This is a genomic window from Bradyrhizobium sp. USDA 3262 (genome assembly GCF_054060035.1).
The window spans coordinates 6,751,166-6,770,112 of record NZ_JBSSCT010000001.1 but is presented as its reverse complement, the minus strand read 5'-3'; the positions used below and the strand labels follow the sequence as shown (position 1 = coordinate 6,770,112).

General features: G+C 64.9%; 21 protein-coding genes. 15 read left to right on the top strand and 6 right to left on the bottom strand.

Features of this window, described 5'->3' with window-relative positions:
* Window positions 1-7 precede the first annotated feature (7 nt).
* Window positions 8-1,225, bottom strand: a complete 1,218-nt coding sequence (locus ACVWYP_RS32010; RefSeq protein WP_453945949.1) for a diguanylate cyclase — start codon at window positions 1,223-1,225, stop codon at window positions 8-10.
* 269 nt (window positions 1,226-1,494) lie between these two features.
* Here ACVWYP_RS32010 and ACVWYP_RS32005 point away from each other — a divergent pair, with 269 nt between their 5' ends.
* Window positions 1,495-1,986 carry a GlcG/HbpS family heme-binding protein gene (locus ACVWYP_RS32005; protein WP_304496074.1) on the top strand — a complete coding sequence of 164 codons (492 nt, stop codon included), beginning with the start codon at window positions 1,495-1,497 and terminating at the stop codon, window positions 1,984-1,986.
* Between the two features lie 71 nt (window positions 1,987-2,057).
* On the opposite strand, the gene ACVWYP_RS32000 is transcribed toward ACVWYP_RS32005, so the two are convergent.
* Window positions 2,058-2,723, bottom strand: a complete 666-nt coding sequence (locus tag ACVWYP_RS32000; protein WP_304496073.1) for a TetR/AcrR family transcriptional regulator — start codon at window positions 2,721-2,723, stop codon at window positions 2,058-2,060.
* Window positions 2,724-2,990: 267 nt separating this feature from the next.
* On the opposite strand from ACVWYP_RS32000, the gene ACVWYP_RS31995 reads away from it, so the two are divergent.
* The 7 genes from ACVWYP_RS31995 to cynS all read left to right on the top strand — a co-directional run bounded on the left by ACVWYP_RS31995 (window position 2,991) and on the right by cynS (window position 9,660).
* Window positions 2,991-3,533 (top strand): OsmC family protein, encoded by a 543-nt coding sequence (locus ACVWYP_RS31995; RefSeq protein ID WP_038385944.1) that lies wholly within the window; start codon window positions 2,991-2,993, stop codon window positions 3,531-3,533.
* Window positions 3,534-3,569: 36 nt separating this feature from the next.
* Window positions 3,570-4,739, top strand: coding sequence for an acyl-CoA dehydrogenase family protein (locus ACVWYP_RS31990; RefSeq protein ID WP_304496072.1), 1,170 nt, complete (start codon window positions 3,570-3,572; stop codon window positions 4,737-4,739).
* A gap of 125 nt (window positions 4,740-4,864) precedes the next feature.
* Window positions 4,865-5,743 (top strand): sulfurtransferase, encoded by an 879-nt coding sequence (locus tag ACVWYP_RS31985; RefSeq protein ID WP_304496071.1) that lies wholly within the window; start codon window positions 4,865-4,867, stop codon window positions 5,741-5,743.
* A gap of 106 nt (window positions 5,744-5,849) precedes the next feature.
* On the top strand, window positions 5,850-7,241 hold the full coding sequence (locus tag ACVWYP_RS31980; protein ID WP_304496070.1) for a CmpA/NrtA family ABC transporter substrate-binding protein: 1,392 nt from the start codon (window positions 5,850-5,852) through the stop codon (window positions 7,239-7,241).
* Window positions 7,242-7,398: 157 nt separating this feature from the next.
* On the top strand, window positions 7,399-8,238 hold the full coding sequence (gene ntrB, locus ACVWYP_RS31975; RefSeq protein ID WP_304496069.1) for a nitrate ABC transporter permease: 840 nt from the start codon (window positions 7,399-7,401) through the stop codon (window positions 8,236-8,238).
* Between the two features lie 2 nt (window positions 8,239-8,240).
* Window positions 8,241-9,152: an ABC transporter ATP-binding protein gene (locus ACVWYP_RS31970; protein ID WP_304496068.1), complete on the top strand. Its 912-nt coding sequence runs from the start codon at window positions 8,241-8,243 to the stop codon at window positions 9,150-9,152.
* 19 nt (window positions 9,153-9,171) lie between these two features.
* Window positions 9,172-9,660 carry a cyanase gene (gene cynS, locus ACVWYP_RS31965; protein ID WP_304496067.1) on the top strand — a complete coding sequence of 163 codons (489 nt, stop codon included), beginning with the start codon at window positions 9,172-9,174 and terminating at the stop codon, window positions 9,658-9,660.
* A gap of 147 nt (window positions 9,661-9,807) precedes the next feature.
* Here cynS and purB read toward each other — a convergent pair whose 3' ends face one another.
* Together purB and ACVWYP_RS31955 are read right to left on the bottom strand one after the other, a co-directional pair.
* Window positions 9,808-11,238, bottom strand: a complete 1,431-nt coding sequence (gene purB / locus ACVWYP_RS31960; protein ID WP_304496066.1) for an adenylosuccinate lyase — start codon at window positions 11,236-11,238, stop codon at window positions 9,808-9,810.
* 196 nt (window positions 11,239-11,434) lie between these two features.
* Window positions 11,435-12,247 carry an isocitrate lyase/PEP mutase family protein gene (locus ACVWYP_RS31955; protein WP_304496065.1) on the bottom strand — a complete coding sequence of 271 codons (813 nt, stop codon included), beginning with the start codon at window positions 12,245-12,247 and terminating at the stop codon, window positions 11,435-11,437.
* Between the two features lie 112 nt (window positions 12,248-12,359).
* Here ACVWYP_RS31955 and ACVWYP_RS31950 point away from each other — a divergent pair, with 112 nt between their 5' ends.
* Window positions 12,360-13,304 carry a LysR family transcriptional regulator gene (locus ACVWYP_RS31950; protein WP_304496064.1) on the top strand — a complete coding sequence of 315 codons (945 nt, stop codon included), beginning with the start codon at window positions 12,360-12,362 and terminating at the stop codon, window positions 13,302-13,304.
* Between the two features lie 28 nt (window positions 13,305-13,332).
* Here ACVWYP_RS31950 and ACVWYP_RS31945 read toward each other — a convergent pair whose 3' ends face one another.
* The gene (locus tag ACVWYP_RS31945; protein ID WP_016843453.1) at window positions 13,333-13,656 is read right to left on the bottom strand and encodes a DUF1476 domain-containing protein; all 324 of its coding nucleotides are present in this window, start codon (window positions 13,654-13,656) and stop codon (window positions 13,333-13,335) included.
* 349 nt (window positions 13,657-14,005) lie between these two features.
* Here ACVWYP_RS31945 and purC point away from each other — a divergent pair, with 349 nt between their 5' ends.
* The 6 genes from purC to ACVWYP_RS31915 are packed head-to-tail and all read left to right on the top strand — an operon-like array spanning window position 14,006 to window position 17,650.
* The gene (gene purC, locus ACVWYP_RS31940) at window positions 14,006-14,773 is read left to right on the top strand and encodes a phosphoribosylaminoimidazolesuccinocarboxamide synthase (RefSeq protein WP_016843454.1); all 768 of its coding nucleotides are present in this window, start codon (window positions 14,006-14,008) and stop codon (window positions 14,771-14,773) included.
* Between the two features lie 15 nt (window positions 14,774-14,788).
* Window positions 14,789-15,031 carry a phosphoribosylformylglycinamidine synthase subunit PurS gene (gene purS / locus ACVWYP_RS31935; RefSeq protein WP_057018386.1) on the top strand — a complete coding sequence of 81 codons (243 nt, stop codon included), beginning with the start codon at window positions 14,789-14,791 and terminating at the stop codon, window positions 15,029-15,031.
* 11 nt (window positions 15,032-15,042) lie between these two features.
* Window positions 15,043-15,297 carry a hypothetical protein gene (locus ACVWYP_RS31930; RefSeq protein WP_304496063.1) on the top strand — a complete coding sequence of 85 codons (255 nt, stop codon included), beginning with the start codon at window positions 15,043-15,045 and terminating at the stop codon, window positions 15,295-15,297.
* A complete protein-coding gene (gene purQ, locus ACVWYP_RS31925; RefSeq protein WP_304496062.1) occupies window positions 15,294-15,995 on the top strand; it encodes a phosphoribosylformylglycinamidine synthase subunit PurQ in 702 nt (233 codons plus the stop codon). The genes ACVWYP_RS31930 and purQ overlap by 4 nt, the downstream gene beginning before the upstream one ends.
* Window positions 15,992-16,645, top strand: a complete 654-nt coding sequence (locus ACVWYP_RS31920; RefSeq protein WP_304496061.1) for a PDDEXK family nuclease — start codon at window positions 15,992-15,994, stop codon at window positions 16,643-16,645. Before purQ ends, ACVWYP_RS31920 begins: the two co-directional genes overlap by 4 nt.
* Window positions 16,646-16,654: 9 nt before the next feature.
* The gene (locus tag ACVWYP_RS31915; protein WP_304496060.1) at window positions 16,655-17,650 is read left to right on the top strand and encodes a tripartite tricarboxylate transporter substrate binding protein BugD; all 996 of its coding nucleotides are present in this window, start codon (window positions 16,655-16,657) and stop codon (window positions 17,648-17,650) included.
* A gap of 186 nt (window positions 17,651-17,836) precedes the next feature.
* Here the strand turns inward: ACVWYP_RS31915 and ACVWYP_RS31910 are convergent, their stop codons facing one another.
* The gene (locus ACVWYP_RS31910; RefSeq protein ID WP_304496059.1) at window positions 17,837-18,805 is read right to left on the bottom strand and encodes a DMT family transporter; all 969 of its coding nucleotides are present in this window, start codon (window positions 18,803-18,805) and stop codon (window positions 17,837-17,839) included.
* Window positions 18,806-18,947 lie beyond the last annotated feature (142 nt).

Genomic DNA, 18,947 nt, shown 5'->3' with positions numbered 1-18,947 from the left:
CGTCGCCTCAGGCGGCGCCGCGATCGAACGCCGGTGCGGGGTCCTTCTTCGTCAGCCGGCGCAGCGCCGCGACATTGGTCGCGACGGAGGCCAGGCGGCACTGCGCCTTGCCGTCGGATTTGGCCTCATAGAGCGCGGCATCGGCAACGGCCAGGAGCTCCTCGGCCTCGGTACCATGCTCGGGCGACACGGCGACGCCGACACTGACGCCGACCTTTGCAAGCGTGCCGTCGGCGAGCCGGTAGGGCATCGTGACCGCCTGGATGATGCGATGGCCGACGGCGAGTGCCTGCTCGGTGGTGACGCCGTTCGCCAGCACCACGAATTCATCGCCGCCGAGCCGCGCGATCACTGTGGTCTCGGGCAGGGCGCGCCGCAGCCGCTCGGCGGCCAGCATCAGCACCTGGTCGCCGGCTGCGTGGCCGTAGGTGTCGTTGACCGGCTTGAAATTGTCGAGGTCGAGGAACAGCAGCGCGTACGGCCTGCTATCTCCGGTCGGGGCCGCGAGCTTCGCGTTCAGCGCGGCGACGAAACCGGCGCGATTGCGCAGGCCGGTCAGGGTGTCGTGATGGGCCAGATGGCCGTTCTCGCGCTCGGCGCGCATGGTCGCGATCAGCATCTTGTTGAGGCGGAAGGCCGCGACCGTCATCGCCGCGAGATACATCGGCACTTGTAGGAACACGATGAAGAGCAGTGGCTCGCCGGCCAGCGCCGCCCCGGGCACGATCGGGCCGAGGCTGAGCAGGATCATGGTGCCGGCAAGGCGCGGGGCGCTGAAGTTGCGGAAGCAGATGCCGCCGACCATCGCCGCCGCCGACAGCGAGGCCAGCATCGCAACCACCCAGTCGCCGCTTGCAAGGCTGATCAGGATGCCGAAGCCGACGCTGGCGCTCCAGGCGACCGCAAGGACGAGGTGCAGATCGGTCGGCGTCGGCCGCCGCTCGCGTGCCGCGCGATGCGCAGACACCAGCACCGCCAGTCGCGAGAGGCAGATGACGAGTTCGAGGATGACCCAGGTGATGAACGGCGCGGTCGGCTCGCGGATCGCAATCACGGCCGCGACGGCAACCGTATTGACCGCACCGGCCGCGAACACCGGCAACGAGCCGTAGAGATCCCCGATCAGCGCCGCGCGGATGTCATCAGGCACGCCCGGACCCGCATCGGCGAGCCAGCGCGTCACGCCCCACCGCGGCTGGCTGTATCGTCCTTTTTCGGACTGCATTGTTCTTGCCTCGTACTTTCACCTCGCAACTGACCCGGCCGGACCTAACAGGCGTTTAAGGCCGGGGCGGATCGCGCGTCGTGATTGACGACGGGTAAACCCGGCGGGCGATCGCGCCGCAGAAATACCGCCGCCGGAGGCCGCGCTGCGGCCGCTGGTCGCGACGATCGGTTCGGCCGGCGGTTTATTTTCGCGCAGCGACGGGATTAATCGCCACCGGCAAGGGTTCAAGAAGGTCACAGAACAACACCCTTCAGGGAGGCTTCCTCATGCGTCGTGTCAGTCTGGCTTTGATCGCATCCGCAACCATGCTCGCCGCCGCGCCGGCGCTGGCGCAGGCGCCGCTGGTCGAGAAGAACGTCTCGATGGCGATGTCGCTCGCGATCATGCAGGCGGCGCTCGATCAGTGCACCAGGGATGGCTACAAGGTGTCGGTCGTGATCGTCGACAAGGGCGGCAATGTCGCGGCCTCGGTGCGCGGCGACGGCACCGCTCCGCACACCATGGAATTCGCGCGGATGAAGGCCTACACGGCGCGCACCCGCAGCCAGACCTCGCTCGCCACGATGAAGCAGATGGAAGATCCGGCCAACGCCTTCCTGAAGCAGATCCCCAATGTCGTCGGCGTCGGCGGCGGCGTGCCGATCAAGGCGGGCAACGAGGTGATCGGAGGGGTCGGTGTCTCCGGCGCGCCCGGCGGCGAGAAGGATGAGGTCTGCGCCAATGCCGGCCTTGCCAAGGTGGCGGACGCGCTGAAATAGCGGACACTGCGCCTTCAGCCGAAAACATGTGGTGAGAGCAGGGGGCGCCGCCGGTTGCGGTGTCCTCGGCATTACATCGCGAGAAGCTGTTGCTCCGCCTCGCGGCCCGCGCGCTTCGCCTTCTTGATCCTGGCCGGCGCGAACAGATTGCTTGCGGCAAGGCCCGCGGTGTCGGCGACCGTGGGGTCACACGACACCATGGCCGCGACGATGGCGCCGTCAATCAGCAGCGCGAGCTGGTGCGCGAGCACGGCCGGCTCGGCCGCGCCCATTTCGCCGGCGAGCTTCTCGATATGCGCCAGCACCACCTTCTTGTGCTTCAGCGCGATGTTGCGGAACTGCTTGGCGTCCTTGTCGTGTTCGGCGACCGCGTTGATGAAGGGGCAGCCGTAGAAGCGCTCCTCGGCGAACCAGGTCTTCAGGGCAGGGAAGATCCGCGACAACTTGGTCTGCGGATCGCCGCCGCCGGCCTCGATCGCGCCGATGAACCATTCGCGCCACTGCCGGCCTTCGCTCTCCAGCACCGCATGCACGAGGTTGGTCTTCGAGCCGAACAGCTTGTAGAGCGTCGTCTTCGCGGTTCCGGCCTCGTCGATGATCGCATCGATGCCGGTGGCGTTGATGCCGTTCTTGCAGAACAGCCGCGTTGCGGCGTTCAGCAGGCGCCCGCGCGCCGATTCATCGTCGCCGGCGGTGAACGCCGCGGCAGTTTTTTTCTTCGCAAGCGATTTGGCCATGCGCGGCAGTAAATCGGAGCGCGGCGAAATCATCAAGCCGCATCTTCACGGGGGCGGGCATGTGTGCCGTCCTGCGCTCAAAATAATCGCGGCAGCGCGGCAGATGCACCGCGTTTGAGCAGCCGCGCGCTGATCAATCCGCAGGCAGGCGCAGCTAAGCGCCTGCGGAATTTCGCCTTTTGATTTGGCGGAGGACTGGCATGCTTCGTGCAGGAAACAGACCGTTCGGTATCCTGACCAATTCCATCGCTCCCAGGGAGAAAACTGATGACCGCTGTCGCCCAGAAAACCGCACTGACCGGCTGCCTCGCGCCGATCGACAGAGGCGGGCTCGAGCAGCTGATTGCCAATGGCAAGGCCAACCCGAAGGTGATCAAGACCTTGAAGTGCAAGACGGTGGCCGAGGGCAAGTTCCGCCACGCCAACTACATCCGCAACCTCGCGCCCTACATCGTCGACGAGCCGCCGGGCCTGCTCGGCGACGACACCGCGCCCAATCCCTCCGAGGCCTCGCTCGCCGCGCTCGGCTCCTGCCTCGCTGTCGGCCTGCACGCCAACGCCGTGCATCGCGGCTGGATCGTCAACAAGCTCGAGCTCGAGCTCGAGGGCGATCTCAACATCACCGCGGTGTGGGGCACCGGCGACGTCAGCGAGAAGCCGGTCGGCTTCACCGACGTCCGCGTCAAGGTCGACATGGAGTGCGAGGGGGTCTCGCAGGCCGAGATCGACGCGCTGGTGGCGCATGTGAAGAAGTGGTCGCCGGTCGCCAACACCTTCACCCGTCCCGTCAATCTCGAGGTCAGCGCGTAAACGCCCGACCGGCAATTCAAGGTGCGGAGATCATCCATGGGTTCACTGGCTTTGTCGCGGGTCGCAGCTCAAGATCCCGCACCGACCATTGCGGACGAGGTTGCCCGCCTTGCCCGTCAGGAGCTGGCGCCGATCGCAGCCGCGGTCGATGCCGGCTCGGTCTATCCCGGCGAATTCCTGCACCGGCTCGGCAAGGTCGGCGCCTGGAGCAGCCATGTGCCCCAGGAAGGTCCTGCCGACCTGCGCTGGGCCATCCAGTCGATGGCCGCGCTCGGCGAGGTCTGCGGCGCCACCGCCTTCATGGCGTGGTGCCAGAACACGCTGGTCTGGTACGTCGCCAACTCCACCAACATGAAGCTCGCCGCGCGCTTCGGTGACTGCTTCTCGCGCGGGCGCGTGCTCGGCGGCACCGGGCTCTCCAACCCGATGAAGAGTTTCTTCGGCATCGAGCGGCTGAAGCTGAAGGGCCGCAAGGTCGAGGGCGGCTACATCGTCCGCGGTGCGCTGCCCTGGGTGTCGAACCTCGGGCCGGGCCATTACTTCGGCACGATCTTCGAGCGCGAGGGCACCAAGGGCGAGCCGGGCGGCATCGCAAGCGGCGAGCCGGGCAGCATCGCAAGCGGCGAGCTGGGCAGCACCGTGATGTTCCTCGCCGACTGCTCCGATCCCGCGATCACGCTGACGCCCTGCAAGCCGTTCCTGGCGATGGACGGCACCGGTACCTATGGTGTCCAGTTTCGCGACGTGTTCGTGCCGGACGAACTGATCCTGGCCGAGCCGGCTGCGCCGTTCGTCAAGAAAATCCGCGCCGGCTTCATCCTGTTGCAGGCCGGCATGGGTCTTGGGCTGATGAAGGATTGCATCAACATCATGGACGAGGTCGATGCGCCGCTCGGACACGTCAACCGCTATCTGCCGCAACAGCCGCTGCAATTCCGCGAGCTCCATGCCGAGTTCGAGAAGGAGGCGATGGCGCTGGCAAGCGATCCCTACAATGCCGATGACAGCTACTGGCGCCGTGTCGTCGCACTGCGGCTGCGGATCGGCGATGCCAGCGTCGCATTCGCACATGCCGCGATGCTCCATTGCGGCGCGCGCGGCTATCTGATGAGCCACCGCGCCCAGCGCAGGCTGCGCGAGGCCTATTTCGTCGCCATCGTCACGCCCGCCACCAAACAGCTGCGCAAGATGCTGGCGGACGGCTGAAGCATGATCCGGAAAAGTGGAAACCGGTTTTCCCTCGCGACAAACGCGGAACGCGTTTGCGCGGAGATCATGCTCAAACAAGTTCGGGACCACCACAACTGCAACCACAGACAGGAGAGGCTGCCATGACGGACGTTCTGATCACCTCCGGCGAACTTGCCGAGCTCGTCAAGAAAGACCCGTGTGTCATCATCGACACGCGGAATCCGGATGCCTATGCGGCCGGCCATTTGCCCGGTGCCGTCAATGTGCATGACATCTTCACGTTCCTTGCGACCTCGACGCCGGAAGGCATCCACGAGCTGAAGAGCAAGTTCGCGGATGCGTTCGGTGCCGCCGGTCTCTCCGGCAAGGAGACCGCCGTGATCTACGAGCAGTCGATGAATTCCGGCTTCGGCCAATCCTGCCGCGGCTACTATCTTCTGACGATGCTGGGCTATCCCAAGGTGAAGGTGCTGCATGGCGGCTTCGATGCCTGGAAGGCGGCCGACCTGCCGGTGACCACCGACGTTGCGGCGCCGGCGAAGACCTCCTTTGCGATCGTGCCGGAGGCCGGCGACATCATGATCGACGCCAAGGCGATGCTGGCGGCGGTCGGCAAGCCCGGCGTTGCGATCCTCGACGTGCGCGACGTCGACGAGTGGATCGGCGAAAGCTCCTCGCCCTACGGCAAGGATTTCTGCCCGCGCAAGGGCCGCATCCCCGGTGCGGTGTGGCTGGAATGGTACCGCATGATGAAACCGACCGCCGAGGGCCCGCGCTTCAAGTCGAAGGATGAGATCCTGGCGGAGTGCGCCACCGTCGGCATCTCGCAGACCACATCGGTCTATCTCTACTGCTTCAAGGGTGCGCGCGCCTCGAACACCTTCCTGGCGCTGAAGAACGCCGGCGTGAAGGACGTGCGGATGTACTTCGGCTCCTGGAACGAGTGGTCGCGCGACCCGTCGCTGCCGATTGATGAGGGCTTGCCGACCGCGCCCGTCGTCACCGGCAAGGCGGCATAGAACCTGCATGTTTGTTGGTGTCCGGCGGCGCAAAACGCGGCCGGACGCCGATCAATGAACCGGATCGCGGAGCTTTCTGCGTTTCGGTGCGACAATGGGGCGCAGCATGTCCACGTCAGATGATCCCTTCGACGCCGACCGCGTGCTCACGCGATCGGGTTGCGCCTGCGGTTGGCATCGCTCAGCCGCCGAGCATGAGCAGGCCGCGCGCACGCTGCGCTGCGAGTCGGTCGCCGATCTCGGCGAACAGAAGCGTTATGAAGGCATCGTCGCGTCGGCGGTGATGCGGGCGGTGTTTCCGCAGGATGTCGCGCGCCGCGCTTTCCTGAAATCGGTTGGCGCCGCGACGGCGCTCGCCGCGCTGTCACAGTTCTTCCCGCTGAAGACGGCGACAGAGGCGTTCGCCGACGCCGGGCCGCCGGAGAAGAAGGACCTCAAGGTCGGCTTCATTCCGATCACCTGCGCGACCCCGATCATCATGGCGGCGCCGCTCGGCTTCTATGCCAAGCAGGGCCTCAACGTCGAGGTGGTGAAGACCGCCGGCTGGGCGGTCATTCGCGACAAGACCATCAACAAGGAATACGACGCCGCCCACATGCTGGCGCCGATGCCGATCGCGATCTCGCTCGGCCTTGGCGCCAACGCCATACCGTTCACGGTCCCTGCGATCGAGAACATCAACGGGCAGGGCATCACGCTGGCGATGAAGCACAAGGACAGGCGCGATCCGAAGGACTGGAAGGGCATGAAGTTCGCCATTCCGTTCGACTACTCCATGCACAATTATCTGCTGCGCTATTACCTCGCCGAGCATGGGCTCGATCCGGATACCGACGTGCAGCTCCGCTCGGTGCCGCCGCCGGAGATGGTCGCCAATCTGCGTGCCGACAATATCGACGGTTTCCTCGCGCCCGACAACATCTGCCAGCGCGCGATCTATGACGGGGTCGGCTTCCTGCACATCCTGTCCAAGGAGATCTGGGACGGCCATCCCTGCTGCAGCTTTGCCGCCAGCCGCGAGTTCATCACGACGGCGCCGAATTCCTTCGCGGCGCTGACCCGCGCGATCGTGGATGCCACCGGCTACGCGGCGAAGGCCGAGAACCGCAAGCAGATCGCGGAAGCGATTGCGCCGGCCAACTACATCAACGCGCCGGTGACGGTGCTGGAGCAGGTGCTGACCGGCACCTATGCCGACGGGCTCGGCGGCGTGAAGACCGATCCGAAGCGCGTCGACTTCGATCCGTTCCCCTGGCAGTCCTTTGCGGTGTGGATGCTGACGCAGATGAAGCGCTGGGGCCAGATCAAGGGCGACGTCGACTACAAGGCGGTCGCCGAGCAGGTCTATCTCGCCACCGATACCAAGAAGGTGATGGCCGAGATGGGGCTCGCGCCACCCGCCACCTCGTACAAGTCGTTCTCGGTGATGGGCAAGAGCTTCGATCCGGCCAAGCCCGACGATTATCTCGCGAGCTTCAAGATCAGGAAATCGTCGTGAGCGGCGAGGTTTTCTCCACGGCGTCGTCCCTGCGAAAGCAGGGACCCATACGCCGTGCTCTCTCGGTTAGGCGCGCGGGGAGACACTCAGCGCAACAATTGGGGCCGGTGGTTATGGGTCCCTGCTTTCGCAGGGACGACGCGGGGAGGGAGTGCGCGTGACCTTTTCCCTCCGTCTCCGCGCCGCCATCGTCTCGATCGCGCTGCTTGCCGCCTTCCTTGGCGCCTGGCACCTCGCCACCCGCAGCAGCGGCACGACGGCGGCGATGAGCCCGGAATACGCCAGGCTGATGGGGCTGAGCGCGACGCAGGGCAAGTCGGCGATGCCCGGGCCGCTCGATGTCGGCGCCAAGCTGTGGGAGCATCTGAAGCGGCCGTTCTACGACAATGGCCCGAACGACAAGGGGCTCGGCATCCAGCTAGCCTATTCGATCGGGCGCGTCGGGCTCGGCTATCTGATCGCGGTCGTCGTCGCGATTCCGCTCGGCTTCATGATCGGCATGTCGCCCCTGATCAGCAGGGCGCTCGATCCCTTCATCCAGGTGCTGAAGCCGATCTCGCCGCTGGCCTGGATGCCGCTCGCGCTCTACACCATCAAGGATTCCTCGATCTCCGCGATCTTTGTCATTTTCATCTGCTCGGTGTGGCCGATGCTGCTCAACACCGCGTTCGGGGTCGCCGGCGTGCGCAAGGAATGGATCAACGTCGCGCGGACGCTCGAGGTCGGCACCATCAGGCGCGCCTTCACCGTGATCCTGCCGGCGGCGGCGCCGACGATCCTGACCGGCATGCGGATCTCGATCGGGATCGCCTGGCTCGTGATCGTCGCCGCCGAGATGCTCGTCGGCGGCACCGGCATCGGCTACTTCGTCTGGAACGAGTGGAACAACCTGTCGATCACCAATGTGATCATCGCGATCCTCCTGATCGGCCTTGTCGGCATGCTGCTCGACCAGGTGCTGGCGCGATTCACCCGCATGGTGACGTTTCCGGAGTAGCGATGACCGACAAGTTCATCTCCATCGAGGGCATCGCGCGGCGCTATCCCGGCGCCGGCGGCGGCACCACCGCGGTGTTCGAGAATTTCTGGCTGTCGATGGCGCGCGGCGAGTTCGGCTGCGTGATCGGCCATTCCGGCTGCGGCAAGACCACGGTGCTGAACATCCTCGCCGGCCTCGACGAGCCGAGCGAGGGCACGGTGATCGTCGACGGTCAGGGGATCGAGGGCACCAGCCTCGACCGCGCCGTGATCTTCCAAAGCCATGCGCTGCTGCCGTGGCGCACCGTATTGGGCAATGTCGCCTATGCCGTCAGCTCGAAATGGCGCAAATGGGACCGTGCGCGGGTGAAGGCGCATGCGCAGAAGTTCATCGATCTCGTCGGGCTCACCGGCTCCGAGCACAAGCATCCGTCCGAGCTCTCCGGCGGCATGAAACAGCGCGTCGGCATCGCGCGGGCGCTGTCGATCACCCCGAAGATCATGCTGATGGACGAGCCGTTCTCGGCGCTGGACGCGCTGACCCGCGGCACGCTGCAGGACGAGGTGCGGCGGATCTGCCTGGAGACCGGGCAGACCACCTTCATGATCACCCACGACGTCGATGAGGCGATCTTCCTCGCCGACAAGATCTTCCTGATGACCAACGGTCCGGGCGCCGTGCTGGCCGAGATCGTCGAGAACCCGCTGCCGAAGGAGCGCGGCCGCATCGACCTGCACCGCCATCCCTATTACTATGCGCTGCGCAACCATATCGTCGATTTCCTGGTCAGCCGCAGCAAGAGCTTTGCCGCCGAGGTGACCGGTCACGATCCGCGCCGCGTGCCGACGGTGCGGCCCGGCGTCGGCGAGCCCGTGATCGTCTCGCCGCCACGCGTCGTCGAACCCAATCCCGCGCAGAGCGCTGCGCGCTGAAGCCTGAGGAGGAAACCTGATGAAACGCGAAGACCTCACCGAGAAGCTGCTCGACATCAAGCGCGAGAAGGGCTGGAGCTGGAAATACATCTGCGGGAAGATCGGCGGCTATTCCGACGTGCTGATCACGGGCGCCATCCTCGGCCAGATGAAATTGACGAAGCCCCAGGCGGCCAACGCCGGCGAATTGTTCGGGCTGTCGAAGGCCGAGATCGCGATGCTCAACGAGGTGCCGATGCGCGGCACCGGCACGCCGATGCCGCCGACCGATCCCTTGATCTACCGCTTCTACGAGATGGTGATGGTGAATGGCCCGGCGTGGAAGGCGCTGATCGAGGAGGAGTTCGGCGACGGCATCATGTCGGCGATCGACTTCGACATGGCGCTGGAGCGCGTCGCCAATCCGAAGGGCGACCGCGTCAAGATCACCATGAGCGGCAAGTTCCTGCCGTACAAATATTACGGCGCCAGCGGCAACGTGCCGGAATACGGCTTCAAGGAGGAGTGACGCTAGCGTCGCGTAAGCGACGGCAGCGTCATTCCGGACGACGCGGAGCGGCGATCCGGAATCTCGAGATTCCGGGTCTGGTCCTTCGGACCATCCCGGAATGACGGGAACGCTTCACGCTTCTTGCTCCTCGACCGCGCCCGGACCTCACAGGATCGTGCCCGGCGCGTAGCTCGCGGCTTCCGGCTTGGCCTTGGCCAGGGCCTCGACCTGCTCGGCGAAGAAATCGACCTGGGCGCCGGCGTCACCGGAATTGGCGCGGCCCTGGTCGAGCACGTGCTGCAGTTCGGCTGCGCTCAAGCCAAGACGCTTGTCGGCGGCGAGACGTTGCAGCAGATCGTTCTGCACGATCTTGCCGGTGCGCAGGTCGCCGATGGCCGCGACGGCATGCTCCTTGATCGCCTCGTGGGCGCCTTCACGGCCCGCGCCCTTCTTGACCGCTTCCATCATCACCGTGGTGGTCAGCAGGAAGGGCAGATAGCGGTTGAGCTCGGTCTCGACGACGGCTTCGAACACCTCCATCTGGTCAAGCACTGTGAGCAGCGTTTCGAGCAGGCCATCCATGGCGAGGAAGGCGTCGGGCAGCATGACGCGGCGGACGACCGAGCAGGAGACGTCGCCTTCGTTCCACTGATCGCCGGCAAGCCCTGCGGCCATCGCGAGATAGCCCTTCAGGATCACATGCAGGCCGTTGATGCGCTCGCAGGAGCGGCTGTTCATCTTGTGCGGCATCGCCGAGGAGCCGACCTGGCCCTTGGCAAAACCTTCGCTGGCGAGTTCGTGGCCTGCCATCAGGCGGATGGTCTTGGCGAAATTGCCGGGTCCGCTGGCGAGCTCGGTGAGCACGCTGACCGCACGGAAGTCGAGGCTGCGCGGATAGACCTGGCCGACGGCGTCGAGCGCCTTCGGCAGGCCGAGGTGGACGAGGACGCGCTGCTCGAGCGCGCGCGCCTTGCCGGCATCGCCATTGAACAGGGTGATCTGGTCAAGACGGGTGCCCACCGCGCCCTTCAGGCCGCGGGCGGGATAGGTTTGCAGCACATTGACCAGGCTCTGATGCGCCAGCAGCATCTCCTCGCCGGACATCGCGATGCGCTTGCCGAGCGTCGTGACCTGCGCGGCGACGTTGTGGGTGCGCGCGGTGAACGGGACGTCGCGCAATTGCTTCGCGCGCGTGGCAAAACGGATGAGCGCGGCGATGCTCTTGATCTCGATGAGCTGCAGCGCGCGGTAGACCTGCAATTGCTCGACGTTCTCGGTGAGGTCGCGGCTGGTCATGCCCTTGTGCAGGTGCTCATGGCCGGCGAGCTCGCAGAACTCCTCGATGCGGGCCTTGACGTCGTGGCGGGTGACGCGCTCCCGCTTCATGATAGAGGCCAGGTTGATCTGGTCCTTGACGCGCTCGTAGCTCTCGATCACGCCATCCGGCACCGCGATGCCGAGATCGCGCTGGGCCTTCAGCACGGCGATCCAGTAGTCGCGTTCGAGGCGGACCTTGCCTTCGCCGCTCCAGATGGCGCGCATGGCGGGCGAGGCGTAACGTTCGGCGAGGACGTTGGAAATGTGATCTTGGGACATCCCGCTCTCTTGGCATTGCCTGAGGCTGGCTGCAAGCCGCGACCTGCGATGAATCGTCAGGTCTGGTAACGCCTCGGCCGGGCTTGCGGTGCCGGCGCCAGCATACCAGATTCTAGAAGGCGCCGCCTCGGGCAATCCGGGGCGGCGCTGGCATGCTTCGCGCTGGCCGGCGGCGCACCTCGCGATGAGGGGGCGATCAGTTGAATGCCGCGCGGACCTCCTTCACCGGCGCCATATCGCGGACGAAGCTGAACGCGCCGTTGTCCTTCATCTCGCGGGCACAGCGCAGGAACGCAGCCAGCGCGTGGCGCTGCATCGCGCCGCCGACGCTGATGCGCTTGACGCCGGCGGCCGACAGCTGCTCGACCGTCAAGGTCGGATCGGCATAGCCCATCACCAGGTTGAACGGCTTCTTGACCGACGACACCACGGCCTTGATGGTGGCGAGATCGTAGAGGCCCGGCGAATACAGCACGTCGGCGCCGGCGGCCTCGAACGCCTGCAGCCGCTTGATGGTGTCGTCGAGATCCTTGCGGCCGTGCAGGAAGTTCTCCGCCCGCGCCGTCAGCGTGAACGGGAAGGGCAACGCTCGCGCGGCCTCGACCGCGGCCTGCACCCGCTCGACGGCGAGCGTGAAATCGTAGATCGGGCGCTGCGGGTCGCCGGTCGAATCCTCGATCGAGCCGCCGACCGCGCCGGCTTCGGCGGCGAACCGGACCGCCTCGGCCGCAAGCTTCGGCATGTCGGCGCCGCAATTCTCCAGATCGGCATTGACGGGCAGCTCGGTGGCCTCGGCGATCTCCCGGCAATTCTCGATGATCTCGTCGAGGCTGACGGTCGAACGGCCAAGCGTGTTGGCGACCCCGAGGCTGGTGGTCGCAAGCGCCTCGAAGCCCATGGATGCGAGCAGCTTCGCCGTCCCGGCGTCCCACGGATTTGGAATGATGAAGGCGCCGGGCCGCTGATGCAGCTCGCGAAACCGTGCTGCCTTGTCCGCCTGGGTGCGCATGTGAACTCCTGCTGTTGTCAAAAGCGACTGGCAGCAGCGATAGGGCGGTTTCGCCCATCAGACAAATTTGTTATTTCTCTCGATATCATCAGTTTTTTGCATGAGGTTCGGCATGGACAGCGACGCGCTCAACACGTTCCTGGTGGTGCATCGCCGCGGCGGGATCTCGCATGCCGCCAAGGCGCTGCATCGCTCGCAGCCGGCGATTTCGCGGCGCATCGCGCTGCTCGAGCAGGAGCTCGGCGTGCCCCTGTTCGAGCGGATCGCGGGCAAGACGCGGCTGAGCGACGCCGGGCGGGTGATGGTACCCTATGCCGAACGGGCGGTGGCGGCGGCGCAGGATGCCGAGAACGCCGTGCGCGCGCTGCTGCGCGACAATTCCGGCCCGGTGGCGCTGGCGGTGACCGGCACGCTCGCCGGCGAGCGGCTCTCGAACGTGCTGAAGCGCTTTGCCCGCCGGCATCCGGACGTTGCGTTGACGCTGCGCACCGCGACCAGCGCCGAGGTCAGCGACTTGATCCGGCGCGGCGAGGCGACGATCGGGTTGCGTTACGACCGCGACCGCTCGCGCGACCTCGATTGCGAGGTGCTGTTTGCCGAGCCGCTCTGGGTGGTCTGCGCGCCGGACCATCCGCTGGCGGGACGCCGGGTCGGCAAGCTTGCCGATCTCAGGGATGAGCGGTGGATCGCCTTCCCGGAAGTGCCGGGGCGCCGCGAAATCACCGCCTCGCACGTCTTCGCCCTGTTCCTGACGCACGGGCTCGGCGAGGTCGGCTGGACGCCGGTCGACAGCCTCACGGCGCAGAAGCGCCTGGTCGAGGCCGGGCTCGGGATCGCGCTGCTGTCACAAAGCAATGCGGCGGAGGAATTGGGTAGCTCCAGGATCGCGACGATCCGCGTCGGCGATCTCGCCGCAAGCCACGAGGTCGTCGCCGTGACGCGGCATGGCGGCTTCCTCAGTGCCGCCTCACGCCGTCTGCTCGACATCCTCCGTGCCGATTTCACCAGGACGAGGGGCACAAACACGTCGCGCCGGAACGGCGTCCGGCGCGCGTAAAGGTCGAGTTGGTCAGTGTCCCGGGAACTCAGCTTCCCGCCTTGACCTGCGCCGCGGCTACCGCCAGCAGCTCGTCCATCTTGGCGCGGATATCGCGCTCGGTAACGGCCTGGCCCTTGGCGGTGAGGTCCTTCAGAACCTTGTGCAGCACGTCGTTATCGCCGGCTTCCTCGAAGTCGGCGGCGACCACTTCCTTGGCATAGGCGCTGGCGGCATCGCCCGTGATGCCGAGCTTCTCGGCGGCCCACAGGCCGAGCAGCTTGTTCCGGCGGGCTTCAGCCTTGAACTTCTGCTCCTCGTCGAGGGCGAACTTCTTCTCGAAACCTTCCTCGCGCTTGTTGAATTCGCTCATGGCTGAAGTTCCAATTCCCTTGCTGAATGAGGGCCGCCGCGCGTTGCGGCAACCCCGATGCCTGCCTAGATAAGTGGGAGGAATCGGCAAGACAACGAGCCGTTAAGCCGCAGGCAAATCTGGCGGAATCGGCCCTTTATGATAGGGCGGTATAAGTGCCCCCAAGGGGGCACTATCGATTGTGCTGGATGGGCCAATCGGATAGGTTGCCAACAGGCATGGTTCTTGTTCTGTTTCCAGTTGGATTACCCAGGTTCCAGGCCTCCGCGGCAGCTCCGTCGTGGGTCGTAACCCCAAGTCATCCGGAGCACCCAAATCCATGGATTTCAACAAAACACGGTACATCCCAATGAGCCGTCGACGCCGTATTTATGAAGGCAAGGCCAAGGTGCTTTACGAAGGCCCCGAGCCGGGAACCCTGATCCAGCACTTCAAGGACGACGCGACCGCGTTCAACGCCAAGAAACACCAGGTGATCGAGGGCAAGGGCGTCCTCAACAACCGGATTTCGGAGTACCTGTTTCAGCACCTCAACGACATCGGGGTGCCGACCCACTTCATCCGCCGCCTCAACATGCGCGAGCAGCTGATTCGCGAGGTCGAGATCGTGCCGCTCGAGGTGGTGGTGCGGAATGTCGCCGCCGGCTCTCTGTCGCAGCGGCTTGGGATCGAGGAGGGCACCCAGCTGCCGCGCTCGATCATCGAGTTCTATTACAAGAACGATCAGCTCAACGACCCGATGGTGTCGGAAGAGCACATCACCGCCTTCGGCTGGGCGACGCCCCAGGAGATCGACGACATCATGGCGCTGGCCATCCGCGTCAACGACTTCCTGACCGGCCTCTTCCTCGGCATCGGCATCCGCCTCGTCGACTTCAAGATGGAGTGCGGGCGGCTGTTCGAGAACGAGATGATGCGGATCATCGTCGCCGACGAGATCTCGCCGGACTCCTGCCGGCTGTGGGACATCAAGTCGAACGAGAAGCTCGACAAGGACCGTTTCCGCCGTGATTTGGGTGGCTTGCTTGAGGCCTACACCGAAGTGGCAAAACGGCTCGGCATTTTGATCGAGAACGAGCGCCCGGCCGGCAGCGGCCCGGTGCTGGTGAAGAGCTAAGCTGAAGGGGCGACCGTGAAGGCACGTGTGACTGTGACGTTGAAGTCGGGCATCCTCGATCCGCAGGGCAAGGCGATCGAGGGCGCGCTGAAATCGCTCGGTGTGGATGGCGTCGCCAGCGTTCGCCAGGGCAAGGTGTTCGACATCGAACTCGCCGCGACCGACAAGGCCAAGGCGGAGGCGGCGCTGAAAGCCGCCGCCGACAAGCTCTTGGCGAATACCGTGATCGAGAACTACGCGATCGAATTGAAGGCTTGAGGGCAAGCAATATGGCCGACGTGACGATGGAGCCGATGTTCGAAGTGATGAAATCGGTCCAGGCGCGTTTGGCTCAGGTCGACGGCAAGATCGATGAGTTGAAGCAGGAAATGCAGGCATCGCGAACGTCTCAGAATGGTATCCGCCAGGAAATTACCGGCGTGTTCCAGGAGATTTCCGGTATTCACGCGACGCTGGTTCGCCACGAAGGGCGTCTTGACCGCATAGAGACACGTCTCGAATTGAACGAAGTACCAACTCCATGAAATCAGCCGTCCTCGTCTTCCCCGGTATCAACCGCGAGCGCGATATGGCGCGTGCGCTCAAGCTCGCATCCGGCAATGAGACCGCGATGGTCTGGCATGCCGAGACCGCGCTGCCCAAGGGTACCGACCTCGTGGTGGTGCCCGGCGGCTTCTCCTATGGCGACTACCTGCGCTGCGGCGCGATCGCGGCGCGCGCGCCCGTGATGGACGCGGTGCGCGACTTCGCCGCCAAGGGCGGGCTCGTGCTCGGCGTTTGCAACGGCTTCCAGATCCTCTGCGAGTCCGGGCTGTTGCCGGGCGTGCTGATGCGCAATGCCGGGCTGAAGTTCATCTGCCGCGACGTGCATATGCGCGTCGAGCGCTCCGACACCCCGTTCACCCGCGGCTACAATGCCGGCCAGGTGATCCGCGTGCCGGTGGCGCATGGCGAAGGCAACTACGAGGCGGACGAAGAGACGCTGAAGCGGCTCGAGGGCGACGGGCGGGTGCTGTACCGCTACTGCACGCCGGAGGGCGTGGTCGACGAGGCCTCCAATCTGAACGGCGCCGCGCATTCGATCGCCGGCATCGTCAATGAGCGCGGCAACGTGCTTGGCATGATGCCGCATCCGGAAAACCACGTCGAAGAGATCATGGGCTGCACCGACGGCCGCGGCCTGTTTGCAGGGCTGGTCCAGCATCACGAAGAGGCGGCGTGACCGAGGAGCCAGTCTCGGCTCTAGTCGCGGAAAAGCTGGCGGTCCTGTTCCAGTGGCAAAAGACCCGTGATTTCTCCCGTCACGTTGCGAAGCTAGACGAAGAAATCGAGGTCGATCTACTCATTGGTGGTCGCTGGAAGCCTCTAAGGGAGGCGCTGATATTGCGCGATCTCGCAACTACCCTCGGTTACCAAGAGTGTAGGCTCGAGTACGGAGAGTTTCCGGACGGTGTCCTGCGCTCCGCGGGCGATGAACTGCAAGTTGAAATTACTGAAGTACTCACACCTGGTCGAAAGCGGGACGAGGAGTATCGGCGGCTCAAAGAAAGTGCTTCACCAACCTCCCTATCCCATCACGATTCGCGAGAGGTCAGAGAAGCCGGTGAGCGATGGGTCGATTGGATAGTCGCAGCGGTAAAGAAAAAGCTCAAATACAGCAACCGCTTGAAGTTTGACATTGTTGTCTACAACAATATCGACCACCTTTTCGAGCTACCTGAAATGACCGAACTAAGCCAGCAGATCGGAAGTCTCTTGGCTGAGGTTGGTTACCGAGACCATTGGGTTTGGCAAGTGCGTTCAACCACTGTCGATCTCCTCTGGCCTCGCGTTCTTCGACTGAAAATTCCTGATTGGGAAGAGCGATTCTAGATATCCGAAATGAGCAAGATGGTGTTCCAGGCCTATCGCAATCTGTCCGTACAATTTTGGACTTTGGCAGTTTTCATCGCGCTTCCGTTCACCTGTGCGCACGCCCAGGACTTCCCGAAGCGTCCGATCACGATGATCGTGCCGTTCACGGCAGGCGGCACCTCCGACGTTATCGCCCGCGCGGTCGCCGACCAGATGGGCGCCGCGCTCGGCCAGAGCATCATCATCGAGAATGTCGGCGGCGCCGGCGGCTCGACCGCGCTCGCCCGTGCTGCGCGGGCCGAGCCGGACGGCTATACCATCGCGATCGGCAATGCCGGCACCAACGCCGCGACCTACACGATCTATCCGAAGCTGCCGTTCACGCCTGACTCCTTCGCGCCGATCGCCATGGTCGCGAAGACCTTCGGCATCGTCGCGCTGCGCAAGGATTTTCCGGCCAAGGACCTCAAGGAATTCATCGACTACGCCAGGAAGAATCCGGGCAAGGTCAATCTCGGCCATGCCGGCGTCGGCTCCTCGAATTACCTGATCTGCAAGAGCTTCGTGCATGCCGCCGGCATCGACGTGCAGCTGGTCGGCTATCGCGGCGCGGCGCTCGCGCTGACGGACGCGATCGGCAGCCAGATCGACGGGGTCTGCGATGCCGCGGCCTCGGTGTCGCAGGCGATCGACGACAGACTGGTGAAAGCGGTCGTGGTCGGTTCGACGGTGCGGCTTGCGTCGCTGCCCGAACTGCCGACCTCGGCCGAGGCCGGACTGCCCGAGTTCGAGGCGCAAGGCTGGAACGGCCTGTTCGCTCCGAAGGGCACTCCGCCCGAGATCATCGCCAAGCTCAACGCCGCCGCGCGCACCGCGGTCGCGAGCGAGGCGGTGAAGAAGCGCTTCGCCGACCTGTCGACCGTCGCCCCCGACGCCAATGAGCTCGCGCCCGAGGTGCTGCAGCAGCTGGTGACGCGCGACGTCGCGAAATACCGCGCCCTGCTGGCGGACGACAAGAAGTAGCGGCTTCGCGGCGCCGCCGGACGCGCGGAGCAGAAGCGGCTGTCGGCTTGAGCTGCGATAGACGTATGTGACTCGTCATTGCGAGCGGAGCGAAGCAATCCATCGTGCCGCAAGTGGAGATATGGATTGCTTCGTCGCTGTCGCTCCTCGCAATGACGTCGACAGGCTGTGTACAAGTACCCGCTTCTACAGCTTTCGCAGCCAGCGCTTGACAGCTTCGACGGGCACCGTCATCGCGGCGACGCCGGCCATGACGAGCAACAGGCCGAGCGCGAGATTCGACGGCACGGATTCTCCGAGCAGGATCACCGACAGCGCGACGCCGATCGGAATGCGCAAGTAGCCCTGCGCATTGGTCGTGAGCGTGCCGAGCCGGGTCAGGCACATGTAGAACAGCATCAGGCCGAACGCGCTGGAGAAGATGCCCATGACGACGGTGGCGACCAGCGCTTGCGGCGTCGGGTGCAGGGTCCAGGGATGGTCGACGATCAGGGCGACCGGCAGCAGCACGGTGCCGCCGAACAACAGCGAGCCGGCCGCCACGACCATCGGATCATAGTCCGACAGCCGAAGCCCGAAGATCGTGGCGCAGGCGAACGAGACGGTGGCGAGCAGGATCGCGATCTCGGCGAAGATCTCCTTGCCGAAGCCTGAGAGCGCGTCGAGGCCGATGATCGCGACCGTGCCGGCGAGGCCGAGGATCGCGCCGACCAGCTTGAGCAGCGAGGCCGGCTCGTGTCGCGTGATCGCCCAGGTGATCAGGAAGGCGAAGATCGGCGTCGTCGAGGCTAGCACCACGGTGTTGGATGCCGGCACGTAAAGCTGCGCCCAGGTGATCACCAGGAACGGGATCGTGGAGTTGATGGTCTGCTGGAACGCGAACAGCTTCCAGGCTTTGATGTCGGTCGGGATGCGGATGCCGCGAACGCGCAGCACGATGAGCAGGAAGGCGGCGGCCACCAGCGAGCGCGCGGAAATGAAGGTGACCGGCGGGATCGAGCCGAGCCCGATCTTGGTCAGCGGGTAGGTCGAGCTCCAGCAGCAGGCCAGCGCCAGCAGCAGCGCATAGTCGCGCCAGCCGCGCGCGCCCGGCGTCGACGGAGTGGGCACTCTCGCGGGAGCCGTCACGCCCGTCCTGGCTCTTGGTTTGAGCATGATCTCCGCGCCAACGCGTTCTGCGTTTGTCGCGAGAGGAAACCGCTTCGAATTTTTCCGGATGATTCTCTGGCTGTGCTCTGCGGCACCTTGATTGGCTCCCTTCGCGCATTGGCGCGCGATGGAGCGAATGTAGCTTGGT